At 57.6% G+C, this 10,722-nt stretch carries 10 protein-coding genes and 1 pseudogene; 3 read left to right on the top strand and 8 right to left on the bottom strand.

Annotated features, from left to right (window positions below):
- Positions 1-434 precede the first annotated feature (434 nt).
- The 5 genes and pseudogenes from P2081_RS18840 to P2081_RS18820 all read right to left on the bottom strand — a co-directional run.
- A pseudogene (locus P2081_RS18840) lies at positions 435-635 on the bottom strand (transposase); the annotation flags it as partial.
- Positions 636-827: 192 nt separating this feature from the next.
- Positions 828-1,661 (bottom strand): hypothetical protein, encoded by an 834-nt coding sequence (locus P2081_RS18835; protein WP_278924343.1) that lies wholly within the window; start codon positions 1,659-1,661, stop codon positions 828-830.
- Between the two features lie 226 nt (positions 1,662-1,887).
- Positions 1,888-2,553 carry a hypothetical protein gene (locus P2081_RS18830; protein ID WP_278924342.1) on the bottom strand — a complete coding sequence of 222 codons (666 nt, stop codon included), beginning with the start codon at positions 2,551-2,553 and terminating at the stop codon, positions 1,888-1,890.
- A gap of 747 nt (positions 2,554-3,300) precedes the next feature.
- Entirely contained in the window at positions 3,301-4,620 is a 1,320-nt protein-coding gene (locus P2081_RS18825) for an MFS transporter (RefSeq protein ID WP_278924341.1), read from the bottom strand.
- Positions 4,621-4,628: 8 nt separating this feature from the next.
- Positions 4,629-4,889: a metal-sensing transcriptional repressor gene (locus P2081_RS18820; RefSeq protein WP_082645701.1), complete on the bottom strand. Its 261-nt coding sequence runs from the start codon at positions 4,887-4,889 to the stop codon at positions 4,629-4,631.
- A 73-nt stretch (positions 4,890-4,962) separates the two neighbouring features.
- On the opposite strand from P2081_RS18820, the gene P2081_RS18815 reads away from it, so the two are divergent.
- From P2081_RS18815 to P2081_RS18805, 3 genes are read left to right on the top strand one after another with little or no spacing between them, the layout of a single operon-like run.
- The gene (locus P2081_RS18815; protein WP_278924340.1) at positions 4,963-5,319 is read left to right on the top strand and encodes a hypothetical protein; all 357 of its coding nucleotides are present in this window, start codon (positions 4,963-4,965) and stop codon (positions 5,317-5,319) included.
- Between the two features lie 60 nt (positions 5,320-5,379).
- Positions 5,380-6,108 (top strand): HupE/UreJ family protein, encoded by a 729-nt coding sequence (locus tag P2081_RS18810; RefSeq protein ID WP_278924339.1) that lies wholly within the window; start codon positions 5,380-5,382, stop codon positions 6,106-6,108.
- A gap of 17 nt (positions 6,109-6,125) precedes the next feature.
- On the top strand, positions 6,126-6,749 hold the full coding sequence (locus P2081_RS18805; RefSeq protein ID WP_278924338.1) for a transmembrane anchor protein: 624 nt from the start codon (positions 6,126-6,128) through the stop codon (positions 6,747-6,749).
- 184 nt (positions 6,750-6,933) lie between these two features.
- On the opposite strand, the gene P2081_RS18800 is transcribed toward P2081_RS18805, so the two are convergent.
- From P2081_RS18800 to P2081_RS18790, 3 genes are all read right to left on the bottom strand, one after another.
- On the bottom strand, positions 6,934-7,824 hold the full coding sequence (locus P2081_RS18800) for an AAA family ATPase (protein ID WP_278924337.1): 891 nt from the start codon (positions 7,822-7,824) through the stop codon (positions 6,934-6,936).
- Complete coding sequence (locus P2081_RS18795) at positions 7,800-8,030, bottom strand: hypothetical protein (RefSeq protein ID WP_278924336.1); 231 nt, start codon at positions 8,028-8,030, stop codon at positions 7,800-7,802. The genes P2081_RS18800 and P2081_RS18795 overlap by 25 nt, the downstream gene beginning before the upstream one ends.
- Before the next feature lie 317 nt (positions 8,031-8,347).
- Positions 8,348-10,645, bottom strand: coding sequence for an adenosylcobalamin-dependent ribonucleoside-diphosphate reductase (locus tag P2081_RS18790; protein WP_278924335.1), 2,298 nt, complete (start codon positions 10,643-10,645; stop codon positions 8,348-8,350).
- Positions 10,646-10,722 lie beyond the last annotated feature (77 nt).

Raw genomic sequence — 10,722 nt, 5'->3', positions numbered from 1 at the left:
GGAAACCTGACGCCCAGAGAATTTGCTGAGAAAAGAACGATGGACAAACTGGCCGCGTAGGGCCATCAAACCAACCCCAAGGACTCTCCGCTAGGTGGAGGAAACTTGGGGCTCAGGTCACACATCATAAACTACAGCGCATAACTGAAGGTGGGTCAAATCTCGGTGAAAATACCGGGTCAGTTCTCAGTGACAATCAACACTTGGCGGCAAAAGCAGCGTAGCATAGATGGGCGTGGGGTTGATCTCCAAATGGCTGCAGCCAGCCGAGGGCGTGTGGAAACTCGCTTGATTTCTCGACGAAGAGGATTTTTCGGTTGATTTTGTGGAAGCACCCGGATTTTTGACCATTGTGGCACCTTGTGCGCCGGAGGGCGCTGAATCTGTGCTTTTGTGGCGATTAATTGGGCGCGATTTGAGCTGAGCGCCCCTGATCAGACCGGAATTGCGGCAAGAAGCCCACGCACCCCGATCAGATTGATCATCCTCTTGATCTTGTAGGCGAGGACATGGAATGCCATCTCGGTGCGGACATTCTTGAGCGTGCGCATCCGGAAGTGCGTCGCACCCATCCAGGCTTTGATTGTGCCGAACGGGTGCTCTACGGTTGAGCGACGCAGCGCCATCAATGTCGGGTCTCGGCCCTAACCAGACATTCGTCAGCCGGTCAGCGCATCCCAGAAGCGGACTTTAGAGAGGTGGTGCAGCATCCAGGCCATCGGCAAGGTCCGGTGAGCAGACAGAGATGCCGTTCGCGGCAACCTCGTATTTAGTTCGATGAGCTTGTGTGCTCAGTCGAACATGAAGGCACGGTCGGGGAAGGTCTTTTAGGGATTTGTGACGGCCTGGACACGAGCAAGAATGTCCTTCGCGAGCTTGGCTCGGCCTTCCCCGTTGTTCAAGTAATCCAGATAGCGGATCGGGCGCAGGTCGAAGGGGACATCATCGTGAGACTGAGTAATCAGCACAACCTCTTTCCCGAGTGTGTGGGCAATTCCGGCCTCGTAAAATACGTTGGGGTTCTTGCCTGACAGATCGCAGACGATAACCGCCGAGGTGCAAATCAACTCAATGATGTCAGTCATGATGTGGGCGTGAACCCACATATCATCTGCTCGCTGGCACTGGTAGCCGTCTGCTTCAAGGGCGGCCTTTACGTCATGATAGACCGATGTAAACTGCCCCGAAAAAGGCATCATGAACGACACGAGTTTCGGATTGATTGGTTTTTCATTCAACTGGAATACAGTCGGAGCAACTCGCTTCCCGGTCGATTTGCGAAATAAAACCTCGAAAAGGTCAACGTCTTTAATCGCCCAGTGATTGGTGCCCAGCTCCCAATCGTGCATATCAAGTTCAGATTGAAGCGTATCAATGTCGGCATTGGTTATCTTGGGCAAATCAGGATCAATGGTGTAGTCAAGCTGGTAGTCGGAGCCTTTCCGCGTCACCCGCGAGAGCCAAGCAATACGCGCCACCTCGTCGCCCCTGCCTTCCTCCATCAGAAGTGTGGGGAATTTCAAAACGGATTGAAAATCAATACTCTTGTCGTTCATAAACTGGTTCTTGACCTCATCGGTCGTATATCCAAACACCCGTTCGGCCGTAATGAAGCCGCGACGGTCATTTTCCACTCGTCCTGAAACAATCAAATTGAACATTCTTCCCTCCGGCATCGTTTAAGGTGTGGTAGCTCATTCTACGGGCGCCCTCAATGCGCGTGGATCATCAGTCAACCTGGGCGCGGAGCAGTCATGCGGCAACGCCGCGGATCGGTCGCCTGGTAAGCAGCAGCGGCCGATGCTCCCGGCCCTCTGCGGACATTGACTATTCGCTCATCAGGCCGCAGCGCAGCCCGTCAGACCGGACCTTCGCTGCGACCGCACACTAGCGGATGAATATGTGCCGCAGAACAGCCTGAGCGATGTCCATCGTGGGAACTGCCAGCATGAAATACCCCAGAGATCCAAACACCAGGGAGATTATTCGCGCGGGCTTATAGGTGTGCATCATACCAACCCACCATTCTCTGGCGAGGTAGCCTATGTAGTCGCCATGCTTGGAGAACATATGGGCTCTGACGTCTGGCCTATAACCTGAAACCACAGGCTTCTTGGCACGCGGCGCACCCAACACTATCCAAAATGCCTCCGTTCGTTCGATCCACGACTCAGAATAAACGCGCTCTTCCATATGGGCGAGCTCGTAGACGCTGTATCTCTGCCTTACTAGTTCAGAAAAATCTAAGTCGTTTTTGGCGGTTTCCAGAACCTCTGGACGGAACACTCGGAATGTCACGAATGAGCCAAGCACGAGCAGGCTGCCGAAGAACACCAACCGAAGCTTGGTTAGACCGTCCAAGAGGAAGGGGGATCTCTCTGCTCCCCCAACGCCTGCTAGTGCATCAAACGAAAGCATCCCAGCGATCTCATCGTTAAACAGGATCAGGTAACCGGCTATAGGTATCAGCCCGACGACCCGCGTGAAGTCATTGTTCGCAACAGCCTTCACGAATTCCCAACGCACAATTTCCCAATCTTTACGCGATTTCACCAGGAAGCACCTCCGAAGGTTTCGGTTGATCCTACAATCTGCTCCACCAATTGCCATCGTAAACGGACCCGGCCCATTGCGGACTCTCGACGTCACACTGGGATGCTGCAGTCGCAGCCCGCTTTGCCACCATTCGCTGCGAACGCAATACGGATGGCACCACATTTGTCTACTACAGAGACGGGCGAGCCTTGTCTTCCATTACCAGAGTGAACACATATAAATTGTTTTCCAGAGATCTTACCATTTCAAACCAAGAAAAAAGGCAAACCAGATGAGCAGTGAGCTACCACTTCCAGAACAGCTTGGTGGAACCCGAGACCACGATGAACAACATCCTTGGGTAGGGCTTGTGGGGCGCGGCAGAAGCGGATCGAGTTACGCGACCTGGCGAAAAGGTGGTTTTAGTACAACTGGAAATCCGGGCTTGGCCTACACCTTTGCCACACAAGAGGCTGCCTTGGCATTTGCGAACAGCTTTCCGTTTGGAGGAAAGAAGTCCGCCAAGCGACTAACAGTTTTAGGCAACCCAACGTCTCAGGGCGACCGATACTGGCAGCGGTGAAAATCGGACAATGCCATACGATGCGTGTTGTTTAGCGGGTTCGGCCCAGAGCGGACCCCCATACTCGCTGCAACGAAGGTCCGCTCCCAATCCAATTTGACCGGTACTGGCCTTAGAACGGGTATCAGCGTCTCGATAAATTGAAGCGGAATTTTCCCTGCCTTGTCTGTGGGGCGCAACGTTTAGAAATGGGTGGCCCATCGAGGATGGCTTTCGTCGATAACCAGCGGGTGGCTGTGTCTGCGGTGTCCCTTCAGATGGGGATGATCGAGTGGCAGGTTATCGTGGGTGTGTTCAAGTTCGACGGGATCGCCAGAGGGCCATAGCTTCAGCGCAGCAAGCATGCCAGCGGCAGCCAGGAGCGCGAGGCCCATAAGCGCTGGAACGACGCCATAGACAGTCAACAGCCAGCCCGACAGCGGATAGGTCACCAACCAACAGGCATGGGAGAGGGCGAATTGCGCGGCGAATAGCGCGGGACGGTCCACGGCATGGGCGGAACGGCGCAACAACCGGCCGGAAGGGGTGAGGACGGCAGAGTATCCAAGGCCCACCAGTAACCACGCCCCAAGAAGGGTCGGCCAGCCAAGTCCGGTTGCAAGGGTCGTCACTCCCATCCCGAACAGAGTTACGACCATCAAGGCAGCGCCGCAGAACATTACCGGCCGGTCCGGCAGGGTATCCAGGATGCGCGGGAGGATCAGAGCAGCAGCCATGGAACCCGCGCCGAAGGCAAACATCGTCCAGGCCAGCGCGCTTTCTGACAGGCCAAGCGATCCGCGCACCAGAACGACAGTGTTGACCAGCACCATTGCCCCCGCCGCTGCAGCCGCGAGGTTCAGCGCCAGAAGCCCGCGAAGGCGGGGTGTGGCAAGATAGATGCGGATACCACGTGTCGTCCGGTCATAGATGCCCCGCGGCTCGGAGGCCTTAGGACTTGGCAGAAGCACCGATACAACCAGAAAAGCCGAGGCAGTAAACCCAACAACGGTGCCAAGGAAAAGCGAGTTGTAAGACATCACCGCGAGCAGAAGTGCTGCCAGGGTTGGGCTGATGATGTTTTCCAGATCGTAGGCCAGCCGCGACAGTGACAGCGCACGGGTATAACGTGCCTCTTCTGGCAGAACGTCCGGGATCGTCGCTTGAAAGGTCGGGGTGAAGGCGGCAGAAGCGGATTGCAGCAGGAAGATCAAGATATAGACCTGCCAGACCTCGGTCACAAAAGGCAGTGCCAGTGCCACACCAGCACGCACCAGATCGAGTGACACCAAAAACGCGCGGCGCGGCACGCGATCAGCAAAGGCCCCCGCAACAGGCGCGATACCCACATAGGCCACCATCTTGATGGTGAAGACCGTGCCAAGCACCATCGCAGCACCATCGCCGGCAAGATCGAATGCAAGCAAGCCGAGTGCGACAGTCGCAAGACCGGTTCCCAGAAGAGCCACGACCTGCGCCAGAAACAGATGGCGATAGGTGCGGTCGGAAAGGATGTCGAACATGGAGGACCTCAGAGATATCGGGCGATCGTTCGCAGCTCAGCGAGATCTGTTGCGGGGTCTTCGGCATCCAGGCAATGATCCATATGGTCGTGGATCAATGCCCGTTTGGCGTTTGTTATTGCCTTTTCGACAGCCTGCATCTGCTGGGCGATCTGAAGGCAAGGCTTACCGTCCTCGATCATCGCGATCACGGCGCGCAAGTGGCCATCAGCGCGTTTCAGCCGAGCGATAAGGGCGGGATGACTTGCATGGATATGGGGTTTTGACATAAGAGGCTCTTATCCTCCCCCGGGGGATAAGGCAAGACGAAGTCGTGAAAGAGAAGAATGGGCAGCCAGAGCAATGACAACCTTACGGACAATCAGAAAGGCCGTATTGGTAATGATGCTCTGTGCGGCCGTGACAGTCTGGTCGGTGGTGCCAACGACCTCTCATACGCCCGCCATCCTCGATGTGTTTCAGGATCACGCGGAAATGATTGCCGAGCACGGGCATTCGCATGGTCTGGAAGAAGACCTCGCCTGGGCAATGCACGGGCACAGCCACGACAGCGTCGATCACGATCACAGTCAGGCCGTCGTGCCGCGCCCTGATCTGTCGCCGCAGCTACTCGATATCTACAAAACTGCGTGGCGACTGGGTTCAGACACCTCTGATCCGCTACAGGTATATCTGATCGAACGACCTCCGCGCGCTTGATCGACTGCACGCCATTGGTGTGCATTTCGCGATCAACAACACACATACGGAGTTCAATCCATGAATACAGTCCATCGGGACTGGACCGATCCCGGCATAAGCCGGGTCGTGATCCTGTCCTTAATCACGCTGTCGGCACTCTTTCTGAGTGCGGGCCATGCGCTTGCCCATAATGTCACCGAAGGCGACGCAGGTTACATCCAGGAAATCTGGGGAGTGAACATCATCCCCTTCATGTACCTCGGTGCCAAACACATGGTGACCGGATATGACCACATCCTGTTCCTGCTCGGCGTTGTCTTCTTTCTTTACCGGATGAAGGACGTGGGTATCTATGTCAGCATTTTCGCGGTTGGTCACTCGACCACGATGCTTGCCGGTGTCTGGTTCGGCTGGGGCATCAACGCGTATATTGTAGATGCCATTATCGGCCTTTCAGTCGTCTACAAGGCACTCGACAATCTGGGGGCCTATCAGCGCTGGTTCGGTGTTCAACCCAACACCAAGGTCGCTACGCTGATCTTCGGTTTTTTCCATGGCACGGGCCTTGCCACCAAGATCCTCGACTACGAGATCGCCTCGGACGGGCTATTGGCCAATCTTCTGGCGTTCAACGTCGGCGTCGAACTGGGCCAGCTGATGGCGCTTGCCGTCATCCTCATCGTCATGGGCTATTGGCGGAAATCCCCGAAGTTTTTCAGCCAAGCCTACACAGCCAATGTCGTCATGATGTCCATGGGATTCATCCTCATGGGTTTGCAAATCACCGGCTACTTTATAGCCACCTGAGACCTTAGGAGAGTAAAATGTTTAACGCAGAAAAACCAAGCCTTGATGAGTTGCCAAGCTCTGCGCAGCTCATCCGTTCCACCGCCATTGCGGCGGCCAGCGCGGTTGCGATCCTTGTGACTGTCGTGCTTCCCGCAGAATACAACATCGACCCGACGGGGATTGGTGGCGTGATCGGCCTGACCGAAATGGGCGAGATCAAGACCCAGCTTGCGGAAGAGGCCGAAGCAGACAGGCTATTGGAGCTTGAGGGACAGGAAGAGTCGAGCTTGATGAACGACATCTTCGGGCTCTTTGTCGGCGCTGCACACGCGCAGGAAGCTGAAATCTGGCGCGACGAAACCACTTTCACGCTGGCACCCGGTGACAGTGCCGAGTGGAAGCTGGTCATGGAAGAGGGTCAAACGGTGGAATACCGAATGCTGGTCGAAGGCGGGCGCGTCAACTTCGACTTGCATGGCCACGGTGGTGGCAAATCCGTGACCTATGAAAAGGGACGCGGATCAACAGGCAATGAAGGTCAGATCGTCGCCGCCTTAAATGGCGAGCATGGCTGGTTCTGGCGCAATCGCGATGGCTCTGATGTCACCGTAACTGTCCAAGTCCGAGGCGAATACGCCGAGTTCAAGGACGCAAGCTGACACAGGAAGCTGCCGTTCGTGCCATGCGCGGCGAACGGCAGCTTCCCGCCCTTTGTGTCGGCGCCTGGCGTAAATTTGCGCCTTGCACAAATGCCGCTTGGGCCGACACCCGCTTTCTGCGGCCGTCAGCCCAAGCTGCAGCTATAGCCCAAGCCAATCTAAGGCGCGCGCTCGCATCAACCACTCAATGCGACAGCGGGCTGCTTGCCATGGCCTCGGCTCTGGCCAGCATGCGGGACACATGGCGCAAATTGAGCTCATGCGCCTCAGAAATCTGATCGATCACCTCGCAGATGGCGCCCAGGGCGGCATCAGACAGCCCCCGTCTTGCGCCCTCGCGCTCCGCGAAGGAGATGAGATCCCCTTTGTTGGGGCCGGCAAGGCGCAGGATGTCCAGACGGCTCAGGAATGGGGCCGGAAGCGTGCTCAGGCTATTCGAGGTCAGGACCCAGCTGATCCATGACATGTCGAAGCCGACCTGATAATAGGGGCACTTCCATGCCACGGCAGACGAGCGTTCCAGCAGCGGCAGCAACCCGTCGGCCATGCCGTAGGCCTGCCCCTTGGTAGAGGTCGGCGTCCCGGCCTTCTCGATCTCGTCGATTACCACGATCGGGTTCGCGCAGAGGCTCTGCACGATGGTTTGCAAGGGCCGTCCCGGAAAGGCCGAGCCCCAGCCGCGTTGCGAGCCGTTCACGACGAAGGAGGCCTGCTCCGCGGTTCCCTCGATGCCACAGCGCGGCACCCCGAGGTGGCGCCCGAGTTCGCGCGACCACACGCTCTTGCCGATCCCCGGCGGGCCATCGAGCAGCACGGGCGGTAGACGGAATCCGGGTTCTCCCACCCGCACCGAGCGACGCATCGCTTTCCAAAGGAAGTCAGTCGCGGCCGCCATCCAGGGCATCTCGGCATGAATGGCGGCCGCGATTTCATCAGCGCGATGTTCGTTGACGATGCCGATCAGGTCCGCCCCGCCGCGGAACACCTCGAGAGCGCGCCGGTCATCCGCGCTGAGATGGCTGAGCCCGAAAGCCTTGGCACGCGCGCCCATTACCCGGCGCGCACGGCGCAGCACCTTGTGCGGTCCTTTTCCGAGAGCGGCACGGCGATGAGATCCTCGTTCCAGCGCAACTCATCTTCAAAGTCTCCCGGAACCTTTGGGGACACCCCGTCCTGAAGGGCGCGGAGCTTGCGCAGATGCCACTCAAAGCGGCGCTTGAGCGCGAACTCGTTCTCGTCGGGATCAGCGAAGCGGGCATAGATGAACTTGATCTTCGTCATGGAGGTCCTTTCTGGCGCAGCGCGCCATGCCCTCGGGCAGAGGCTCTGCTGGAGGGGGATGTTGGAAAGAAACCGGCCGGATTTGCCCTGAGGGATGCCGAAAGCGAGACCAACCGTCAACGGCGCCCACCAGGTCGGAACGCTCCGACGGCGCATCACAGGCCGCGAATCCACCAAACGAACAAGTCATTGATATAAAAAGAAACCACCGACTGCAGCGCAGCCGGTGGTCATTAATCCTGTGCCGGAATGGACAAATTACCCCGGAAATGGACAAGATTTAGTGGGTCCTACACAACATCCGTGGGATCAAACACCTAACCGCATTTGGAGTGTCCACAGCTGCGGCAGGTCATGCAGCCTTCCACCATTTGCAGGTCGAACTGGCCACAGCTTGGGCAGGGTTTGCCGCGCGGGGCGTTCAGGCTCACCACCTCTGCCTGCGGGTCGGATTTCAGCCCCATGCCTTCGCCTTCCAGGAAGCCCGTCTTGACCAGATGGGTCTCGATCACGCCCCCGATGGCCGCCAGGATCGAGGGGATGTATTTCCCCTGCACCCAGGCCCCGCCACGTGGATCAAAGACCGCCTTCAGCTCTTCCACCACAAAGGAGACATCCCCGCCACGGCGGAACACAGCCGAGATCATCCGGGTCAGCGCCAAGGTCCAGGCGTAGTGCTCCATGTTCTTGGAATTGATAAAGACCTCAAAGGGGCGACGGTGATCGCTGATGATGATGTCATTGATCGTCAGATAGATCGCATGTTCCGAATCCGGCCACTTCAGCTTGTAGGTGTGCCCCTCCAGGCTTTGCGGCCGGTCCAGCGGCTCGGACATGTAGACCACTTCCGCGCCATTGGCATCCACATCGCTCCCCTGTGGCGCGTCGGCACTCTCACCGGGGGCGGTATCAGCGCTTTCAGAGACCGACAGAACCGAGCCGGTCACATCGTTGGGGCGGTAGGTGGTGCAGCCTTTGCAGCCCTGATCCCAGGCCTGCATGTAGACGTCCTTGAAATCATCAAAGCTGATGTCTTCAGGGCAATTGATGGTCTTGGAGATGGAGCTGTCGATCCATTTCTGCGCAGCCGCCTGCATTTTGACATGGGCCGAAGGCGACAGGGTCTGGGCGTTGACAAAATAGCCGGGCAGCTTGGCATCGGCGCCAAATTTCTCGCGGTACATCTGCACGGCATAATCGACCACCTCTTCTTCCGTCCGGCTGCCGTCTTTCTGCAGCACCTTGCGGGTATATGCGTAGGCAAAGACCGGCTCGATCCCCGAGGAGACATTGCCCGCATAGAGGCTGATGGTGCCTGTGGGGGCGATAGAGGTCAGCAGTGCGTTGCGGATCCCATGTTCGCGGATGGCATCGCGCACGTCATCATCCATGTTCATCATATTGCCCGACGCCAGATAGGCGTCAGCATCGAACAGCGGGAAGGCACCCTTTTCCTTGGCCAAATCCACCGAGGCCAGATAGGCGGCGCGGGCAATCGCGTGCAGCCAACGGTCGGTCTGACGCGCCGCTTCGTCGGTGCCATATTCCAGCCCCAGCATCAGCAGCGCATCGGCCAGACCGGTCACGCCAAGGCCAATACGGCGCTTCGCCTGTGCTTCGGCTGCCTGGGCTTCCAGCGGGAACTTGGACACATCCACCACATTGTCCATCATGCGAACTGCGGTGGCGACCAGCTCCTGCATCGCCGCCTGGTTCAGCTCTGCATCGGTTTCAAACGGGTTGGATACCAGCCGTGCCATATTGATCGACCCCAAAAGGCAAGCGCCATAGGGTGGCAGCGGCTGCTCGCCACAGGGGTTGGTGGCGCAGATTTCCTCAACATAGGACAGGTTATTGGCCTTGTTGATCCGGTCGATGAAAATCACGCCTGGTTCGGCATATTCATAGGTGGCCTGCATGATCTTGTTCCACAGATCGCGCGCCTGCACCGTGTGGTAGATCTTGCCATCGAACTGCAGCTCCCACGGGCCATCAGCCTTCACCGCTTCCATGAAATCATCGCTGATCAGCACAGACATATTAAACATACGCAGCCGTGCGGAATCAGATTTTGCGGTGATGAAGGCCTCAACATCCGGGTGATCACAGCGCATGGTCGCCATCATCGCGCCGCGGCGTGATCCGGCAGACATGATGGTGCGGCACATGGCATCCCAGACATCCATGAAGGACAGCGGCCCAGAGGCATCTGCCGCCACGCCTTTCACATCGGCACCGCGGGGCCGGATGGTCGAGAAGTCATAGCCGATACCGCCGCCCTGCTGCATGGTCAGCGCCGCTTCCTTCAGCATGTCAAAGATCCCCGACATGCTATCCGGCACCGTGCCCATGACAAAACAGTTGAACAGGGTCACCTGACGCGCCGTGCCGGCGCCTGCGGTGATGCGGCCTGCGGGCAGATATTTGAAATCTTCCAGCGCCTCATAGAATTTCTCTTCCCAGACATCGGGCTTGTCTTCGGCCCGGGCCAGATCGCGGGCAATCCGGCGCCAGCTGTCCTCGACAGTCACGTCAATAGGGGTGCCATCCGCTTCCTTGAAACGGTATTTCATATCCCAGATTTGTGCGGCGATGGGGGCAGCAAAGCGGCTCATATAGTGATTCCCTATTGATCAGCATCGGAAGGTAAGTGGCGGCTTCGATACTACAGGCAGGCGCCGATCCTCAACGT

Origin of the sequence: Pseudophaeobacter profundi, from assembly GCF_029697505.1 — a bacterium.
Classification (GTDB): domain Bacteria; phylum Pseudomonadota; class Alphaproteobacteria; order Rhodobacterales; family Rhodobacteraceae; genus Pseudophaeobacter; species Pseudophaeobacter profundi.
This window is presented reverse-complemented; position numbering and strand designations above follow the sequence as displayed.